Source organism: Enterococcus sp. DIV0436a (assembly GCF_051711605.1).
GTDB lineage: Bacteria > Bacillota > Bacilli > Lactobacillales > Enterococcaceae > Enterococcus_B > Enterococcus_B faecium.
Genome location: NZ_JBIONA010000001.1, coordinates 1,597,107 through 1,615,167, shown reverse-complemented (window position 1 = coordinate 1,615,167; position 18,061 = coordinate 1,597,107). Strand labels below are relative to the sequence as shown.

At 38.7% G+C, this 18,061-nt stretch carries 17 protein-coding genes; 13 read left to right on the top strand and 4 right to left on the bottom strand.

What is annotated here, in order from left to right:
• Positions 1–40 precede the first annotated feature (40 nt).
• The 12 genes from IGL15_RS07910 (at position 41) to clpB (ending at position 12,542) form a co-directional block, all read left to right on the top strand.
• Positions 41–373 carry a hypothetical protein gene (locus tag IGL15_RS07910; RefSeq protein WP_002319136.1) on the top strand — a complete coding sequence of 111 codons (333 nt, stop codon included), beginning with the start codon at positions 41–43 and terminating at the stop codon, positions 371–373.
• Positions 374–685: 312 nt separating this feature from the next.
• Positions 686–1,177, top strand: coding sequence for a transcriptional regulator NrdR (gene nrdR / locus IGL15_RS07905; protein WP_002288327.1), 492 nt, complete (start codon positions 686–688; stop codon positions 1,175–1,177).
• Between the two features lie 22 nt (positions 1,178–1,199).
• The gene (locus IGL15_RS07900; RefSeq protein WP_104765466.1) at positions 1,200–2,573 is read left to right on the top strand and encodes a replication initiation and membrane attachment family protein; all 1,374 of its coding nucleotides are present in this window, start codon (positions 1,200–1,202) and stop codon (positions 2,571–2,573) included.
• On the top strand, positions 2,573–3,499 hold the full coding sequence (gene dnaI / locus IGL15_RS07895; protein WP_002288331.1) for a primosomal protein DnaI: 927 nt from the start codon (positions 2,573–2,575) through the stop codon (positions 3,497–3,499). The genes IGL15_RS07900 and dnaI overlap by 1 nt, the downstream gene beginning before the upstream one ends.
• 128 nt (positions 3,500–3,627) lie before the next feature.
• Entirely contained in the window at positions 3,628–4,068 is a 441-nt protein-coding gene (locus tag IGL15_RS07890) for a hypothetical protein (protein WP_002323022.1), read from the top strand.
• A gap of 143 nt (positions 4,069–4,211) precedes the next feature.
• Positions 4,212–4,913 (top strand): tRNA (adenine(22)-N(1))-methyltransferase, encoded by a 702-nt coding sequence (locus tag IGL15_RS07885; protein ID WP_002319139.1) that lies wholly within the window; start codon positions 4,212–4,214, stop codon positions 4,911–4,913.
• Positions 4,910–6,031, top strand: coding sequence for a Nif3-like dinuclear metal center hexameric protein (locus tag IGL15_RS07880; RefSeq protein ID WP_002288338.1), 1,122 nt, complete (start codon positions 4,910–4,912; stop codon positions 6,029–6,031). Before IGL15_RS07885 ends, IGL15_RS07880 begins: the two co-directional genes overlap by 4 nt.
• A 14-nt stretch (positions 6,032–6,045) precedes the next feature.
• Entirely contained in the window at positions 6,046–7,278 is a 1,233-nt protein-coding gene (gene pepT, locus IGL15_RS07875) for a peptidase T (protein WP_002288340.1), read from the top strand.
• Between the two features lie 131 nt (positions 7,279–7,409).
• Positions 7,410–8,318: a diacylglycerol/lipid kinase family protein gene (locus IGL15_RS07870; RefSeq protein WP_104758350.1), complete on the top strand. Its 909-nt coding sequence runs from the start codon at positions 7,410–7,412 to the stop codon at positions 8,316–8,318.
• Between the two features lie 34 nt (positions 8,319–8,352).
• Complete coding sequence (locus IGL15_RS07865) at positions 8,353–8,625, top strand: DUF1294 domain-containing protein (RefSeq protein ID WP_002288344.1); 273 nt, start codon at positions 8,353–8,355, stop codon at positions 8,623–8,625.
• A gap of 10 nt (positions 8,626–8,635) precedes the next feature.
• Complete coding sequence (locus tag IGL15_RS07860) at positions 8,636–9,682, top strand: lysylphosphatidylglycerol synthase transmembrane domain-containing protein (RefSeq protein WP_002288347.1); 1,047 nt, start codon at positions 8,636–8,638, stop codon at positions 9,680–9,682.
• 250 nt (positions 9,683–9,932) lie between these two features.
• Positions 9,933–12,542, top strand: a complete 2,610-nt coding sequence (gene clpB, locus IGL15_RS07855; protein WP_010718116.1) for an ATP-dependent chaperone ClpB — start codon at positions 9,933–9,935, stop codon at positions 12,540–12,542.
• 195 nt (positions 12,543–12,737) lie between these two features.
• On the opposite strand, the gene IGL15_RS07850 is transcribed toward clpB, so the two are convergent.
• Genes IGL15_RS07850 through IGL15_RS07840 form a run of 3 tightly spaced genes read right to left on the bottom strand, consistent with a single transcriptional unit; the run spans position 12,738 to position 15,136 of the window.
• Positions 12,738–13,424 carry a hypothetical protein gene (locus IGL15_RS07850; protein WP_077150321.1) on the bottom strand — a complete coding sequence of 229 codons (687 nt, stop codon included), beginning with the start codon at positions 13,422–13,424 and terminating at the stop codon, positions 12,738–12,740.
• Positions 13,402–13,896 carry a nucleoside 2-deoxyribosyltransferase gene (locus IGL15_RS07845; RefSeq protein WP_002338320.1) on the bottom strand — a complete coding sequence of 165 codons (495 nt, stop codon included), beginning with the start codon at positions 13,894–13,896 and terminating at the stop codon, positions 13,402–13,404. The genes IGL15_RS07850 and IGL15_RS07845 overlap by 23 nt, the downstream gene beginning before the upstream one ends.
• Positions 13,897–13,915: 19 nt before the next feature.
• Complete coding sequence (locus IGL15_RS07840; RefSeq protein ID WP_104765630.1) at positions 13,916–15,136, bottom strand: GNAT family N-acetyltransferase; 1,221 nt, start codon at positions 15,134–15,136, stop codon at positions 13,916–13,918.
• A 146-nt stretch (positions 15,137–15,282) separates the two neighbouring features.
• Here IGL15_RS07840 and lepA point away from each other — a divergent pair, with 146 nt between their 5' ends.
• Entirely contained in the window at positions 15,283–17,118 is a 1,836-nt protein-coding gene (gene lepA, locus IGL15_RS07835; RefSeq protein ID WP_002317740.1) for a translation elongation factor 4, read from the top strand.
• Positions 17,119–17,188: 70 nt separating this feature from the next.
• On the opposite strand, the gene IGL15_RS07830 is transcribed toward lepA, so the two are convergent.
• Positions 17,189–17,332, bottom strand: coding sequence for an integrase (locus tag IGL15_RS07830; RefSeq protein ID WP_081156658.1), 144 nt, complete (start codon positions 17,330–17,332; stop codon positions 17,189–17,191).
• Positions 17,333–18,061 lie beyond the last annotated feature (729 nt).

The window sequence follows — 18,061 nt, the reverse complement described above, 5'->3', positions numbered from 1 at the left end:
TCAATTTTGCTATCCTGAGTATAGAAAGTGAGGGATAGCGATGGGATCATTAAAAAATCAAAAGGATAAAGTCGTAGGTAACGCAAAAGAAAAAATCGGCGAGATACTCAATAAAGAAAATCTAATCGATGAAGGTCGTACGCAATCAGAAACAGCAGAAGAAAAAGAAAAGCAGTACCAAGCAAGAATCGATGAAATAGAAGACCAGCAGGCAGAAGAAGAAGCGAAGCGGCAAGATTTGACTCAAGAACGAAAAAATCCGACACCTGATCGTAGTAAAACACCGCTCCCAGAAAGTGACCACATTCCCGATGAGCAAAAAATCGAGGAACAGCGAATGAAACACTATACAGGAATCGAAGAGAAGTTATAAAATAGTAAAAAATCGAGATGTGACTTGAAGCAGATGAGAAGGTGTTCATCTGCTTCAAGTTTTTTGTGCTAGATGACTAAATCAGCTTTTGTGTAAGTTATTTCTCAGTAATCAAGGTGATCAGTATTGGAAAATTGAAATTTGGTAAGGACAGGGGACACAATTACGCATGAAAGTAGAAAAAATTGTTCTTATATCCGTGTTTTTTGGGTAGGACAGTCGCGTTTGTGATTTGTTTCGTGTTATAATACAACTAGTTGTAAAGAAAGACACACCCTTTATATAAAAATGCGATGCAAGAGGTGAGACAAAATGAGATGTCCCAGATGTCAACATAATAATTCACGAGTAATCGACAGCCGTCAAGCAGATGATGGACGTGCGATCCGTCGCCGTCGCGAATGTGAGAATTGTTCGTTCCGATTCACTACATTTGAACGAATTGAAGCTGCTCCGTTATTAGTAATCAAGAAAAACGGGGAACGCGAAGAGTTCAATCGCGATAAAATTTTAAGAGGACTCATCCGTTCAGCAGAAAAAAGACCTGTAGCTATGGAACAAATGGAACAAATCGTCAACCATGTCGAAAACCGCGTACGCAGTCTCGGAGAAAACGAAGTATCGACGAATCTAATTGGTGAATATGTGATGGAAGATTTAGTTGATTTAGACGAAATCGCTTATATTCGTTTTGCAAGTGTTTATCGCCAGTTCAAAGATATGTCTGTTTTCTTAAAAGAATTGCAAGATATCGTGGATAAAGCAAAAGAAAATAATAAAGAGAACAATAAAGAAAACAATTAAGAAACAAAAAGGAGGCATTTCCTTGGAAAATGCTTGGAAAGAGCTTCAACCAAAAAATATTTACCAAGGAAGAAAAGCGGCTCCGCTGAGGGAAGACAGCAAGAACGCCTTGCTGTATCTTTATCAGCCACTGATCGGCGGAGAAGCCTTGAGTATCTATTTCACTCTATTATCAGAGATCTCGCAAGAATCTGGTGAAGGTCCTGAAGGGATGCATGCAGATTTACTCAGTAGTCTAGGCTGCGGGATCCCTCAATTTTATGATGCAAGAAAAAAGCTGGAAGGAATCGGCTTACTGGATGTTTATTTTAAAGAAGATAGCGATCTGGGGCCTCGTTTTATTTATGAGTTGTTAGAGCCACTCGTTCCTAAAGCATTTTTCAAAGATTCTGTTCTGGCATTTCTTCTTCTGGAAAAAGTTGGTGAACGACGATTCCAGAAGCTTACCAAATTGTTTGAACCTAAAAGGCATACAGCAGAGGGATATCAAAAAATCACAAAAAAATTTTTAGATGTTTATCGCTTCAATGAAGCAGTATACGCTGCTAATCAAGAAAACATCGAATCACTGAATAAATCTTTTGAAGAATCTGAGCCAGCAGCATTACTTGAAACAGATTCGACATTCGATTGGCAATTTTTGAATGATTGGCTGGCAAAAAAACATATGACTGTTCTTGATGATTCAATCATCAAACAAGTCGACATGTATCATCAGCTTTATGGATTCGATGAACTAACTCTTGGTGAACTCATCAGTCAATCTTATGACTTTAGTGAACAAAAAGTATCTGAAAAAGAACTGCAAAAAGCCATTTTGGCAATGCAGAGACGTCCGGTGAAGCAAACAAAAGAAACAGTTGCGGTTTCTGAAAACAGTAATGAACCCTCGTCAAACGAACATTTGACAAACGCAGCGCTTCAGCTGATAAAAGAAGCACAGAGCATTCCACCGATGAAATATCTGGAAGCAATCAAGTCAGAAAAAGGCGGATATGTTTCTAAACAAGAAAACTGGTTACTGCAAGATCTTGTTTCTCAATCAGGTCTTTCCAGTAGCGTGATCAATGTTTTGCTGAATTATGTACTAGTGATCAAGAATAATGCTAGCTTAAATGCCAGTTATGTAAATACAGTGGCAAATGAATGGGCACAAAAGAAAATCGCCACAGCAGAAGAAGCGATCCAGCACATTCGGCAAATAAGTAATCAAGCAAAACAATCAAAACAAAAGAAGCAAACAAATTATCAAACTGGCAAGCGAAATGTTCGACGGGAAAAGCTTCCTGATTGGGTCAACCAGCCAAAAGATGAAAAACAGATCAGCAGCGAGAAAAAAGCAGAGATTGACCGCCGTTTTAAAGAATACCTGGCAAAAAAGGAGGGTGACATCTAATGGAAGACGTAGGCAAAGAATTGAAGAGGATCATCAGCAAACGCAATTATCAAGAAAAGTATGCTGAAATGATCGCTGAAGTCTTAAATGATGCGGATGTTCAAGCTTTTCTAAGCGCACACCAAGAAGAATTGACACAAGCGGATATTGAAAAAAGTTACGCTAAATTGTATGAATTCGTGCAAGAAAAGCGTAAATATCAAAAAAACGATCCAACGATGATCGCTCCCGGCTATGAGCCGAAGCTGACGTTGAATTTTCATTATGTGGATGTCACTTATGTACCAACGGAAGCATTGTTAGCACGGCAAAGACAAGAAGAAATCAGAAGCCGAGTAAAAGCAATGGATATGCCAAAAGATATTCAATCGGCTTCTTTTGAAAACTTTGAACGTACAGATGGACGAGGATATGCGAGCTTAGAAGCCCTAGATTTTGTAGAGAAATATACTGCTGATCCAAAAGGGTATCATAAAGGACTGTATCTAGTAGGAAGTTTTGGTATTGGAAAAACATATTTATTAGGAGCAACAGCGAGAGAATTAGCGATTGCTGGATTCACCACGACGCTAGTCCATTTTCCGACATTTGCCGTTGAGATGAAACAGGCAATCGGAAAAGATCAAGTGGCAGAAAAGTTAGATGCAGTGAAACGTTCACCTATTTTGATGATCGATGATATTGGTGCAGATGCGATGAGTAGTTGGATACGAGACGAAGTATTCGGTGTTATCCTTCAATATCGGATGCAGGAACAGTTACCAACCTTCTTCTCATCGAATTTTACAATGGATGAATTGGAACAGCATTTGTCCGTCACTCAACGTGGAGATGAAGAGCCACTAAAAGCGAAACGAATAATGGAACGCATACGTTATTTGACAAAAGAAATCGAAATGACTGGTCGCAACCGACGCAATGGTTGAACAGTTGACAAGTCCAACTGACATTTGACCTAGTAGTAAAAGCAGGTCAGCGAATCATTATATGGACAGAAATGACCGGAGACAATCACCGCAACAAGTAATGCAGAAACTTAAACGGAGGATTTTTTATGAGGGCTATTTTTTCTAGTATATCTGTAGTTGGTCTATTTTTTCTTTTAGCAGGCTGCGGTAGCGCAGATAGCAACACAGGTTCTGTTGATTCGATTGATGCGGGTCAAACAGTAAAAACAAGCAGTACGAAAACGGAGGGACAAAGCATATTTGTCGGAACGATTGAAAGTATCACTCAAGTAGAAGCAGAAGAAGAAACGCTTCAGTTGAAACTCGTCGATGTCATGGCCAAAGAAGATCCAGCGAATATGGGAACGTCATTCAGCAATGACGGAGTGATCTTAAATGCTACTGCTGAAAAAATAAGCGTGGACATAAATGAATTGAAAATCGGTGACAAAGTCCAATTTACATTAGTTGAGATGCCGATCATGACGATGTCTATCCCACCGCAAGTTCCTGGAGATTCGATTATTGATGTTTCATTGAACAAATAACCAATAACATTTTTTCAAAAATAAGAAAATGTTGTTTTATAGAACGAAAAGGTATATTTTTTAAGGAGATATGGGAATTTTTTTATTCCTAGTCTCCTTATTTTATTTGGAAAATGCTATAATTATCTAGAAGGAGTGAAGCTATGAACCATTTAGATTTATCTCAGCGCTTAGCCGCAGTGGGTGACTTTGTCCCTGAATCCGCTCGTTTAGCAGACATTGGATCAGATCACGCTTACTTACCCGTTGCATTGATATTAAGAGGAAAAATCGAATATGCAGTTGCTGGTGAAGTCGTTCAAGGTCCTTATGAATCAGCACGTAAGCAAGTCAAAAAAGATGGATTAGAAGACCGTATCACCGTACGCCTTGCAAATGGTCTAGATGCTATCCAGCCACAAGATGGTATTACAGCTGTCACGATTGCGGGTATGGGAGGTTCACTGATCCGAGATATCCTAGAAGCTGGCAAGTTGAATCAACGCTTAAGCGGACAAGAACGTTTGATCCTTCAGCCAAACATCGGAGAGCGTACATTACGATCTTGGCTGCAAGAAAATCAGTATAAAATCCAATCAGAAAAAATACTTGAAGAAAATAAAAAAATATATGAAATCATTGTAGCCGAAAAAGAACAAAAACCAGTTACTTACAATGAAATGGAGCTGATGTTCGGGCCATTTCTGCTTGAAGAGAAAAGTGAGATCTTCAAATCAAAATGGTCAAGAGAGCTTCAACAAAGAAAAGCTATCCGTGAACAGCTCAAACAAGCAGCTAATCAAGAGGCACGTCAAAAACAAATCGAGCAGGAAATCGAAATGATTGAGGAGGTTTTAAAGACATGACAATCAGCGGACGCACCTTCATCCAAAAGTTTGAAAGCTATTGTCCTCAGTGGCTAGCTGAAGAAGGAGACCCAGTCGGACTGCATATCGGAACATTGGATAAGCCAATCCAACGAGTAATGATGACATTAGACGTTCGTCCAGAAGTGGTCGAAGAAGCAATCAAGAAAAAAATCGATTTGCTGATTGCTAAACATCCTCCAATCTTTCGTCCTGTAAAACGGCTGGTTACTGATCAGCCACAAGAAAAAATGTATGCAGATTTGTTGAAACATGATATTGCCGTCTATGCAGCACACACGAACATGGATATTATTTGGGATGGACTGAATGACTGGTTTTGTGAACTTCTCGGTATTGAAGTGGAGAGTTATTTAGTAAAGACTCATGAGATTCATTATAAAAAACTGGCCGTTTATGTACCTGTGGATCATGCACAGAAAATGCGTGAAGTATTAGCTGCAGCTGGTGCTGGTACACAAGGTGATTATACCGGTACAAGTTTTACCTCGATTGGACACGGTCGATTTACTCCGGAAGCTGGTGCACAACCAGCGATTGGGAAAGTAGGGAAGACAGAACAAGTTCAAGAGGCAAAAGTTGAGGTTATTTTGCCGGAAACTATCGAAAAACAAGTGATTCAAGCCATGCGGTCAGCTCATCCTTATGAGGAACCTGCTTATGATCTTTTCGCTATAGATGAACCAGTCGAAATGTTTGGGTTAGGACGAGTAGGTGAATTGCCGCAAGAAATTTCTATAGAGGCATTTGTAGAACAAGTAAAAGAAGCGTTCCAACTAGATGGACTTAGAATAGTCCAGCCAAAAAATGCAAAATCCTCTGTGAAGCGCATTGCGATTTGCGGTGGAAGCGGTGAAAAATTTTATCCGCAAGCAATCGCCCAAAGAGCAGATGTCTATATCACGGGAGATATCTATTATCATACGGCTCATGATATGCAAAGCGCTGGGTTGATTGCAATTGATCCCGGTCATTATATTGAATCGTTATGCAAGCAACGATTCATCGAGAAATTTGAATCTTGGAAACAAGAAGAAAATTGGGATATTAACTTTTTCGTTTCTGAAACAAATACAAACCCATTTCAATTTAATTAAAAGGAGAGAATACTATGTACGAAAATCTTTTGCCACGTTTTTTACGATATGTCAAAACAGAAACACGCTCCGATGCAACAAGCAAAACGACTCCATCGACTCAGACACAAGTTGCTTTTGCGCAAGAATTGAAAAAAGAATTAGAAGAGTTAGGCTTAGCTGATGTTTTCTATAATGAAGATAACGGATTCGTTATGGGAACATTACCAAGCAATGTTGATCATGAAGTGCGTTCCATTGGATTTATTTCCCACATGGATACAGCAGATTTTAATGCAGTAGGAGTCAATCCACAAATCATTGAAAACTATGATGGCGAGTCTACGATCGTACTAGATGCGGAAGAACGCTATACATTGAATACAAAAGATTTTCCAAATTTGAAAAATTATGAAGGCCACACATTGATCACAACAGATGGCAGTACATTACTGGGAGCAGATGACAAATCAGGGATTGCGGAAATCATGACTGCAATGGAGATCTTGATCAATAATCCTTCTATCCCTCACGGTACCATCAAAGTGGCTTTTGGTCCTGATGAAGAAATCGGTGTCGGAGCGGATAAATTCGATGTTGAGCAATTCGATGTAGATTTTGCTTATACAGTCGATGGTGGTCCTTTAGGTGAGTTGCAGTATGAAACGTTTAGTGCTGCTCAAGCAAATATTACGATCCAAGGGAAAAATGTACATCCAGGGACGGCAAAAGATACAATGATCAATGCTCTACAGTTAGCAATCGATTTTCATAATCAGCTTCCAGCCGATGAAGTTCCAGAAAAAACGGAAGGATACGAAGGTTTCTTCCATTTGATGGCATTGGATGGGAATCCTGAAGAAGCTTCTATGAGTTATATCATTCGCGATCATGATCGTGAAAAATTCGAAGCACGCAAAGCACAAATCACACATATCCAAGAAGAGTTGAATCAGCGATTTGATCAAGAACGAATCAAAGTAGATATGTATGATCAATATTACAACATGAAAGAAATCATTGAAAAAGATATGAGCATCGTGGAATTAGCGAAACAAGCAATGATCGAGCTTGGTATCTCTCCAGTGATCGAACCAGTTCGTGGAGGAACAGATGGTTCAAAAATCTCTTACATGGGTATTCCGACGCCAAATCTATTTGCCGGAGGAGAAAATATGCACGGACGATTCGAATTTGTTTCTTTACAAGTAATGGAAAAAGCAACAGACGTGATTGTAAAAATTGCAGAATTGAACACAAAGAGTTAAAATCGAAAAAGAACAGCTTATGACAAGGCGTTCGTCCCAATGATGGAATGTCATCTGTCTAAGGCTAAAGGGCAGGACAATGGAATTGGTTGTCCCGCCCTCTTTTTTGAAGAGTAAATAGGAGGTAAAGAATGGAAAAGCTGCTAGTTTTTTATAACAAAAGTTCAGGGAAAGATGAGGGTGAGAAATTAGCACGCTGGTTTCAAGATTATGTAAAAGAAAAGCAGCCAGAATTATATGTAGAACTAGCTGAAACTGGCCCATCGATTGATGATGCGGAATTAGTCAAGAAAGCAGAAGCCATAGAAGCTGATACTTTAGTAATTATAGGTGGAGACGGCACGATTCATCATATCGTCCAAGCGTTCCAAAAAACATTATCTCAATACCATGTCGGATTACTTCCAGGTGGAACTGTCAACAACCTTGCACGTGTTCTTGAGATTCCACTCAAAAAAGAAGAAGCTGCTGACGTGATCCTGGAAGGCAATGTACGGAAAATAGACTATGGTCAAGTCAATGATGAAGTCATTATCTCTACACTGACAATCGGAATCTTAGCAGATACAGCAGTTTGGATCAGTCAAGAAGAAAAACAGCGTTACGGCTCGTGGATCTTTATCAAGAAGTTTTTTAAGTTATTGCTGAAGAAGAAAAAATATCATTTGGATTTAGAAACAGACGAGGAGCATTGGAAAGGAAAATCCCAACTGTTGACAGTCACGATGTCTAACTCCGTGGGCGGTTTTACAAATTTTGACGACTCAGCGACCCCAGATGATGGAAAATTCCATGTAACGATCGTACCTTCCTTAGATATTTTCCGATTTATTTTTTATTTGCCTAGAATCATGAGAGGCAAATTCTATACGATCCCCGGCATTACTTATTTCACAGCCAAACGCATGAAAATCCAAGCGCAGGAAAAATCTGTGGGCACTCGAACGGATGGAGACACGACAGATGATCTTCCAGTTGAATTATCTGTTGTATCAAAAGGATTAACAGTTTATTCACCAAAGAAAGAAGAAAATGCTTAGAAATAGTAGTTAACAGAAAGTTGGAAGAAGAGTAATGGATGTATTGTTACACAATCCTTTGTGGTTTTACCTTTTCATTGTGAATTTTTACTTATTTTGTCTGATGGGGTATGATAAACATCAGGCTAGAACTAGCGGCTGGCGTGTTCCTGAGAATAATTTGATATTTGTCAGCCTGTTAGGCGGTGGTTTGGGAGGATTGATCTCTCGAAAAGTTTTCCATCATAAAACTCGGAAAAAGAAGTTTACTATAGGATTCGCTGCAGGTGTACTTGTTGATTTGATTCTCATTTATTTTTTCCATTAAGGAGCAGGAGATGTCGTCTAAAGGAACGAAAACTAAAATCATTCTGAATCTGCTTTTGCTGATTGTGATTTTTGCCATTATTTATTATTTAATCAATCAATCATTTGCAGATATCTTTGCCGAATTGCTGTCTACCAGTGTTGTTGTTTTGGCAGCAGCTGTTATATTAGGGACAGTTTACCAAATCGCTGAAGGGCGCTCAATCAAAGAAATTGCTGAACCTTTCGCGCCGAATTTTACAACGAAAGATGGGTTCTTGACCTCTAGCTATATTGCGTTTTACCGAATCGTTTCATTTGGTACAGGAACGCTGATCTCGGAGATTTATTTTTATAACAAAAAAGGAATGAAGCTATCCCAGGGAGCAGGGGTGACAGCACTCCATATGATTATGTACAAACTGGCAGTGATCACTTATGCATTAGCTGGCTTGGTCATCCAATTCTCTCTTTTTTATTCTAATGGTCCGTCAATGATCTGGTTTATCATCGCTGGTATCCTTTTGACGATCGTGATTGTTGCCTTTTTATTGGCGATGTCCGTCAGCTTGAATGTTCAAATATTTTTTGTCAGCTTATCGAATAAGTTATTTAAAAGTGAGCGTTTGCGGAAATGGGTGGATACATGCAATCAGCAGATCTACTCTTTAAGGGAAACGGTCCAAACCATTATCCAAGACAGGACTGCGCTATTGCGGATTTATCTATGGAATATGTTAAAACTTGTATTTTGGTATGTACTTCCCTATTTGATTCTGATTGAAAACCATCCTAAAATAGATTTTCTACTGACCATTTCGTTTATCAGCTTTGCAGTAGTGCTTTCAGGGGTTATTCCTACGCCTGCTGGTATTGGTTCCTTTGAATTTGTCTATTTGTTATTATTCAGACCAGTTGTTGGAACAGTTGACGCAGTTTCTTCGCTTTTACTGTATCGTTTCAGTTCCTTTATCTTGCCATTTCTCTATGGATTTGTGTATGTGATTGCTGAACGGCGAAGAGTGATCAAAGAAGAAATAATAGAAGTAAAAAAAGAGAATAAAGAAAATCAAGGGTAGGTCTTTTATAAGATCTACCCTTTTTATCAAATCAAAGAAAAACGTTATGGATAAGATAATTTTACGTTTGTTTGGCTCTTTTTTTGTATACATACAATCAATTTTGTTTTTTTAAGATTTATATAAGTCGAGAAAAAAAGTCAAAAAACTATGTGTATATTTTGACCAAAATTGACCAAAGCGATATAATAGTTTTTGTAAAGATCAAAGAAATAAGTGATCTTACCTTTAATTAGGAGGGTATACCTGTATGAATATTGAGAAAATGACTACGACGCTTCAAGAAGCGATTGCTGAAGCTCAACAGATTGCGGTCACTCGAAAACACCAAGATATCGACATTGCCCATGTATGGAAAATCTTTTTACAACCTAATCATTTTGGTCGAAATTTCTATACGGATGCCGGATTGGATGTCGAATCTTTTGAACATGAAATTGATCGTCTACTGGATGAGTATCCAGTTGTTTCTGGTGGAAACGTCCAATATGGACAAAACCTCAGCCAGAATTTCTTTCGATTATTGAATGAAGCAGACCAGATACGTGAAAGCTTCGGCGACGAGTTTCTTTCAACGGAAGTCGTTATTTTAGCGTTGATGAAATTAAAAAATTATCCGTTAACTGTTTATTTGAATAAAAACGGATTATCTGAAAAAGAATTGCGTAAAAACATCGAAGAGATGAGAGGAGGAGAAAGAGTGACCTCACAAAACCAAGAAGAACAATATAAAGCATTAGAAAAATACGGCGTTGATTTAGTACAGCAAGTCAAAAGCGGAAAAATGGATCCAATCATCGGTCGTGATGAAGAAATCCGTGATGTCATCCGTATTCTTTCACGAAAAACAAAAAATAATCCTGTTCTGATAGGAGAACCCGGTGTAGGGAAAACGGCAATCGTTGAAGGGCTTGCTCAACGTATCGTACGCAAAGATGTGCCTGAAAATTTAAAAGATAAAACGATTTTTTCATTAGATATGGGTGCATTGATCGCTGGAGCAAAATTCCGTGGTGAATTTGAAGAAAGACTAAAAGCAGTCTTGAAAGAAGTCAAAAAAAGTGATGGACGTATCCTCTTGTTCATCGATGAAATCCACAATATCGTAGGGGCAGGAAAAACAGAAGGAAGTATGGATGCCGGAAATCTGTTGAAGCCAATGCTTGCTCGCGGTGAATTACATTTGATCGGTGCCACAACTTTAGATGAGTACCGTCAATATATGGAAAAAGACAAAGCGTTGGAACGTCGCTTTCAAAAGGTATTAGTCAAAGAACCAACAGTGGAAGATACGATCAGTATTCTGCGTGGATTAAAAGAACGTTTTGAGATCCACCATGGTGTTAACATCCATGACAACGCATTAGTAGCAGCAGCTACTTTATCTGACCGCTACATTACTGACCGATTCTTACCGGACAAAGCAATCGATTTGATCGATGAAGCCAGTGCAACGATTCGAGTAGAAATGAACTCTATGCCAACGGAATTAGATCAAGTTACTAGACGTTTGATGCAGTTGGAAATCGAAGAAGCTGCACTGAAAAAAGAATCAGATGATGCAAGTAAAAAACGCTTGAAAAATTTGCAAGAAGAATTAGCTGAACTTCGTGAAGAAGCAAATGCGATGAAGATGCAGTGGGAAACAGAAAAAGAAGAAGTCAATTCTGTTTCAGCAAAACGTGCTGAAATCGATAAAGCAAAACACGAATTAGAAGATGCAGAAAATAACTATGATTTGGAACGCGCTGCTGTATTGCGACATGGTACGATACCTCAATTAGAAAAAGAATTGAAGGAATTAGAAGCTAAAGCAAAAGACAGCGAAATCAAGATGGTTCAAGAGTCCGTTACCGAAAATGAGATTGCTCAAGTCGTTGGCAGATTAACGGGTATTCCCGTAACGAAACTTGTAGAAGGTGAACGAGAAAAACTAATTAAATTGAATGAAACACTTCATAAACGAGTGATTGGTCAAGATGAAGCAGTTGATGCGGTCAGTGACGCGGTGATTCGTTCACGTGCTGGATTGCAAGACCCAAATCGTCCTCTAGGTTCTTTCCTTTTCCTAGGACCAACTGGTGTCGGAAAAACCGAATTAGCGAAAGCGTTAGCTGAGAACTTGTTTGACTCAGAAGATCATATGGTACGGATCGATATGAGTGAATATATGGAAAAACATGCTGTGTCTCGTCTAGTCGGAGCTCCTCCAGGCTATGTAGGTTACGAAGAAGGTGGTCAATTAACGGAAGCTGTCAGACGAAATCCTTATACAATCGTCTTGTTGGATGAAATCGAAAAAGCGCATCCCGATGTCTTCAATATCTTGTTACAAGTCCTAGATGACGGACGCTTGACTGATTCAAAAGGGCGAGTAGTTGATTTCAAAAATACGGTTCTAATCATGACTAGCAATATCGGTTCACAGTTACTGTTGGAAGGCGTGACTGCTGATGGAACGATTCCAGAAGCAGTGGCTGAACAAGTCAACACGCTATTACGTGGAAATTTCAAACCAGAATTCTTGAACCGAATCGACGACACGATTTTATTTACACCATTGAGCCTAGACAACGTGAAAGGTATCGTTGACAAAATGGTGGAACAATTGGCACAACGTCTGGAACATCAAGAAATCCTGTTGACGATCAGTGATGAAGCCAAAACGTGGATCGCTGAAAATGCTTATGAACCAGCATATGGTGCAAGACCACTGAAACGATTTATCACTAAGGAAGTAGAAACACCACTAGCTAAAGAAATCGTTGCAGGGCATGTTATGCCTAAATCAAAAGTAACGATTACTTTACTTGATGGACAACTTCATTTCAAAACAGAAGAACTAGAAGAAATCGTCTAATCTTCAAATTGAGACTATAAAAGAAAAAAGGAGGTCTGACACAACTAGTGTCAGACCTCCTTTTTTCAAATAAACAGTGTTCCAGAAGTAGCTTCTTCGAAAAATAAGCCGAAATTTCAAAAAAAATTGAGAAGCAATTTTCGTAAATGCCTTCTTGTTTCTTGAAGCTGCCCGCTTCTGCCACAATCTCTTTTATTAAATATTTTTTACTTTTTCTAATTTATAACTTTCAAAGTAACGCTCATCTTTTTTACTTTGAGACCATGCAAACAATCCCATTAAGGCAGCACCTATCGTATTTGTCAGCAAGTCGCCCATCGTATCCATCAATGCTGCTCGTCCGACAAACAGTGTGCCATCAGAAGCAGCAAAACGTTGAAGATTCATGCCTAAGAACTGGTCGCATAAGAATTCCCAGAACTCCCAAAACACGCCGCAAAGTCCAGCAAACGCAAAGCCGAATAAGAGGAACAACCAAGGACTGGTTTTTGATATCTCAGCATCTTTCATCAAGTAACCAATCAATCCATAGCCAAGAGCTGTCAGGACCATTGGACTCACCGCATGTAAGATTTTGTCCCAAAAAGAGATGATACTGATCAAATGCATCCCTGTACCTAAAAAGACAGAGATGAATAAGAAGAACCAGTAAAACAAAACGATTGCTGCTGGAATTTTAAGTTTGAAAACTGTCAAAATGACTTGTGGCATGAAAATCAATGCAATCCCTAATAAAGATTCCACGATAAATGTGATTCCTTGAGAAGTCGAATACTTTTGGGTGATAAATTCATAAAAATTATAGCAGACAACGAATACACCAAAAGCAAGTAAAGCTATTTGAACCTTTTTGATTTCTTTAATCACTGAAAGTCCCTCCATCTAAAAATCTTTTTACTTCTGAAAGCAACTCAGTCTCTGAAGAAACCACTTTTCCGTTCAATTTGATCAGACCTATTGTATATAAGTTCAGGTAGTGAAATTGATTTTCAGCTGTTTCTTGTAGTGCAGCGATTTTTTTCGGGTGGGTTCCGCCTTGCTGTCGAGTATCAGTATATAAGCCGATCACTGGGATGCCTTTCGCATAAGCCACACCGATTTCCGATGCTACGCCAGCATCAATCGTCAATCCATCTAATAAAGCAATCATCAAATCGCTTTCCAACACTTTTTCTGTGTCTGCAAGAGCAATCATCCGACTGTCTGCATAAGCAGTTTTGTCATTGATTGCTTCATTTTCTTGAGGAAGATAGATCGAAAGCTCAGAAGAGAGCTCTCTGATTTCTTTAACTAACTGTTGGTTATATAACAAATCACTTTTAGCAAACATTGGTGCGGCAAAATAAATTTTCATCTAAACATCATCCTTTTTATTAAAAATAATCGCTAAAGTAAGCTTCCATGTTTGGAATGATACGCTCTAGTGACTTCAGTGTTTCTTCATCTGTTTCTAACCGTTCGATTCTTGCCAAATAAGAAGCACGTCGATAATTCATCATCAAGCAAGTCAATGTTTGGATATTCAATCGAACAGGGTTTCCTATAGGTTCATTCAAGACACGGACTTGTCCTTGTTCATCCCATGTTAAAGCAAAGACGCCATTATTCCAAGGAGCGACAGGATCTTCAATGATGAAATGAAAAGCATCAGCTGTTCCAACAAACGGAAACCGTTGAAGGAATTCTTTTACATCAACGATCCGAGCCATAAAATATGGTTCGATCTGCTCTTTGATCTGACTGTCTTCAATCAAAAAAGCTAAGGGCTCATTTTTGTAAATATCTCCATGTACCCAGTAAATCATGGAAAAATGAGCGGAAATAAAGTTCCATAAGCCATTTCGAGCTTCTTGATCAAGATAGAACATTTCTTTTACGTGAAATATTTCTTCAGCTACCCAGTAGAATAGAACACCTCTTGGTTCATGGTTGCTATCGTAGTAGACAGCGGCTGTGCGCTCATCTTCATTTTCGAAACGCCAATACTCTTCCCAATGAAAATCACTGCGGAATAAAGCACCATGGTTTTGTTGGGCAAATTTGTCATAAACGGAAAATACGTCTGGATGATCAACTGGTAATCGCTCAACCATACCACTTACTGGGATTTGTTTAGGTAGCTGTGTATCTCTGATTTTAAAGGAAAGTTTATCAGACATGATTTCCCATCCTTTACGCCGATAGTAGGGGATACTGTAAGGATACAAATAAGAGATCCATTGCTTATTCTTGCGCATATTATCCAATGCAACGATAATTAGATCTTGCATCAATCCATGGTTAGCATATTCTGGATAAGTTCCAACTCCAGTCACACCACCCATTTTATAACGTGCACCGTGAATATTGACTTCACAAGGATAGATAGCGATTTGAGAGATCAGTTTATTTTCGTGGAACCATCCGAACACTTTCGATACTTCCAAAATCGGTTTTTTGGAACGGATAAAAGCTCGTTTATTCTCAAACCCGCTTTCCTCGATATCTGCTTCAGTCACTTGGAACACATAGGAAAGTAATTCATTGAATTGATCGATATGTTCTTGAGTGACCGGTTTTAATTCAAGATTTTCTCTAAAATCTTTATGATCCATTTTTTCATCTCCATTTATTAGCTTGATAACAGTATAGCAAAATTCTACAAAAAAAACTTCTATAGCTGACTAATTAAAAACTCTTTAAATTACTGCTTTTCGTTGGTATAATGGAAAGTGCTGATTATATGAAAAGAGGAGACGCTATGGATATAAAGAAAATGAAAGAACGCCAAGAGCAGATTCGTAATTTTTCGATCATCGCTCATATCGACCATGGGAAATCTACATTGGCCGATCGTATTTTAGAAATGACGCACACTGTGACGTCTCGCGAAATGCAAGATCAGCTGTTAGACTCGATGGATTTGGAACGTGAACGTGGAATCACGATTAAATTAAATGCTGTAGAACTCAATTACACAGCGAAAAATGGAGAAACATATATCTTTCATTTGATTGACACCCCAGGGCACGTCGACTTCACCTATGAAGTCTCTCGAAGCCTTGCTGCCTGTGAGGGTGCCGTTTTAGTGGTCGATGCAGCACAAGGAATCGAAGCACAAACATTGGCCAATGTTTATTTAGCGTTAGACAATGATTTGGAGATCCTGCCAGTCATCAATAAAATCGACCTACCCGCAGCAGATCCCGAACGTGTCCGTCAAGAAATCGAAGACGTAATCGGAATCGATGCTAGTGAAGCTGTATTAGCTAGTGCCAAATCAGGGATTGGGATTGAAGATATTCTCGAGCAGATCGTGGAATATGTTCCTGCACCAAGTGGAGACTTAGATGCACCGCTAAAAGCTTTGATCTTTGACTCTATTTATGATAGTTACCGCGGTGTTGTTCTAAATGTCCGAATCACGGACGGTATGGTCAAACCCGGAGACAAAATCAAACTGATGAGTAATGGAAAAACATTTGATGTTACAGAGGTCGGGGTCTTCTCGCCAAAAGCAGTTGCTAGAGACTTTTTGATGGTCGGTGATGTCGGTTATATCACAGCAAGTATCAAAACTGTCCAAGATACACGAGTAGGGGATACAGTAACGTTAGCAGACAATCCTGCCGCTGAAGCTTTACCAGGTTACCGAAAAATGAATCCGATGGTTTATTGTGGTCTTTATCCAATTGATACTTCTCGTTACAACGATTTGCGGGAAGCTTTAGAAAAACTGCAATTGAATGATGCTGCTTTACAATTCGAACCAGAAACCTCTCAAGCATTAGGTTTTGGGTTCCGCTGTGGATTCCTCGGACTTCTTCATATGGATGTCGTCCAAGAACGCTTGGAACGGGAATTCAATCTAGAATTGATCACGACTGCACCATCCGTTATTTACCATGTTAATAAAACGGATGGTACGACTGCTACAGTAGATAACCCGGCAGATTTTCCTGAACCTGTAACGATCCAGGATGTAGAAGAACCATTCGTCAAAGCACAGATCATGGTCCCAAATGATTTTGTCGGTGCAGTAATGGAACTTTCTCAACGAAAACGGGGAGAATTCATTACGATGGATTATTTAGATGATTACCGAGTAAACGTCGTCTATAATATTCCGCTTTCTGAAATTGTCTTTGACTTTTTCGACAAATTGAAATCAAGCACGAAAGGCTATGCCTCATTGGATTATGAAATGTCTGGTTATCAAAAAAGCAAGTTAGTGAAGATGGACATCTTGCTGAATGGAGAAAAAGTCGATGCATTAAGCTTTATCGTTCACCGAGACTTTGCCTATGAACGTGGAAAAGCAATCGTTGAAAAACTGAAAAAACTAATCCCACGCCAACAATTTGAGGTGCCAATCCAAGCAGCTATTGGACAAAAAATCGTTGCCCGTTCAGACATCAAGGCCTTGCGTAAAAACGTCTTGGCTAAATGTTATGGTGGAGATGTTTCTCGTAAACGTAAACTCTTAGAGAAACAAAAAGAAGGGAAGAAGCGGATGAAACAAATCGGCTCCGTCGAAGTTCCGCAAGAAGCCTTCATGGCCGTTCTGAAAATGGATGAGGAAGAAAGTAAGAAGTAGCAAGTGGTCTGGTGATTGGAATACACCATTTAAGAGCTATCTTCCCACATTTTTCCCACATTAATCTTTTTTAAAAGGCATTGTCGCGTAGCATCTGTTCAAAGATGTCGACAGTGTCTTTTTTCATTTTCTTTGTCACATGAGCATAGGTATCCATTGTAGTAGCTAATCTAGAATGACCAACTCGAGCCTGGATTTCTTTTGGGTTTGCCACCGGATTGTTACCGGTGGCTTTTTTTGGTAAAATTCAAGAATTTTTTCTTAAATTCTCCATGATATCTATCGTTTCAGTTTTTATCTTATTTGTCACATGAGAATAGGTGTACATCAAATAATGCCTTGGATACCTTGGAATCAGTGGATGAGTTGGAAACAACTTTGGATTAATCAAAAGAATACATGTATAAACTGAGTTATGCCGTTTAAGTTAGCGCAGAATCCCTAGCTATTTAAAAAATGGTTTGGCTAAGATCTCTCAAAAAGAGTATTTATTCAAATAACTTTTTAGAAAAATAATTAGGCTAGAAACAAAAGAAGCCAGCTACAAGAGCTGGAAAAGTTAATTTTTTGTATTCAGATAAATTAATATACAAATAAAAAATACTATCGAAAACACTAACCCAACTAAATAATTGGATAAAAAAAGGGGATCAGAATCTGAATCATCCCAAATCTTGATCATGAAATAGATAAATGGGAGGAATGAGACGATCAATAAACAATCTTTTTTACGCCATATTTTCAAACAACTTAGAACAATAATTTTTATATGCACAAGTAACCCAGAATAAGATTTTACTAATAAATAACAAAGTTATATCCCCTTTATTTTTTCTCTTTCCCAATATATTTATTTTATCACTATTTATTTATTATGAGAAAGAAATGAGACTAAGGGGAGAAGTCACAACAAAGTTTCTGAAGAAGAAGTATATAAAATGGC

What these genes read in the sequence shown, in the direction of transcription:
- IGL15_RS07910 (WP_002319136.1), top strand. Translation starts at nt 41, where the DNA reads ATGGGATCATTAAAAAATCAAAAGGATAAAGTCGTAGGTAACGCAAAA.
- nrdR (WP_002288327.1), top strand. Translation starts at nt 686, where the DNA reads ATGAGATGTCCCAGATGTCAACATAATAATTCACGAGTAATCGACAGC.
- dnaI (WP_002288331.1), top strand. Translation starts at nt 2,573, where the DNA reads ATGGAAGACGTAGGCAAAGAATTGAAGAGGATCATCAGCAAACGCAAT.
- IGL15_RS07890 (WP_002323022.1), top strand. Translation starts at nt 3,628, where the DNA reads ATGAGGGCTATTTTTTCTAGTATATCTGTAGTTGGTCTATTTTTTCTT.
- IGL15_RS07885 (WP_002319139.1), top strand. Translation starts at nt 4,212, where the DNA reads ATGAACCATTTAGATTTATCTCAGCGCTTAGCCGCAGTGGGTGACTTT.
- IGL15_RS07880 (WP_002288338.1), top strand. Translation starts at nt 4,910, where the DNA reads ATGACAATCAGCGGACGCACCTTCATCCAAAAGTTTGAAAGCTATTGT.
- pepT (WP_002288340.1), top strand. Translation starts at nt 6,046, where the DNA reads ATGTACGAAAATCTTTTGCCACGTTTTTTACGATATGTCAAAACAGAA.
- IGL15_RS07870 (WP_104758350.1), top strand. Translation starts at nt 7,410, where the DNA reads ATGGAAAAGCTGCTAGTTTTTTATAACAAAAGTTCAGGGAAAGATGAG.
- IGL15_RS07865 (WP_002288344.1), top strand. Translation starts at nt 8,353, where the DNA reads ATGGATGTATTGTTACACAATCCTTTGTGGTTTTACCTTTTCATTGTG.
- IGL15_RS07860 (WP_002288347.1), top strand. Translation starts at nt 8,636, where the DNA reads ATGTCGTCTAAAGGAACGAAAACTAAAATCATTCTGAATCTGCTTTTG.
- clpB (WP_010718116.1), top strand. Translation starts at nt 9,933, where the DNA reads ATGAATATTGAGAAAATGACTACGACGCTTCAAGAAGCGATTGCTGAA.
- IGL15_RS07850 (WP_077150321.1), bottom strand. Translation starts at nt 13,424, where the DNA reads ATGGAGGGACTTTCAGTGATTAAAGAAATCAAAAAGGTTCAAATAGCT.
- IGL15_RS07845 (WP_002338320.1), bottom strand. Translation starts at nt 13,896, where the DNA reads ATGAAAATTTATTTTGCCGCACCAATGTTTGCTAAAAGTGATTTGTTA.
- IGL15_RS07840 (WP_104765630.1), bottom strand. Translation starts at nt 15,136, where the DNA reads ATGGATCATAAAGATTTTAGAGAAAATCTTGAATTAAAACCGGTCACT.
- lepA (WP_002317740.1), top strand. Translation starts at nt 15,283, where the DNA reads ATGGATATAAAGAAAATGAAAGAACGCCAAGAGCAGATTCGTAATTTT.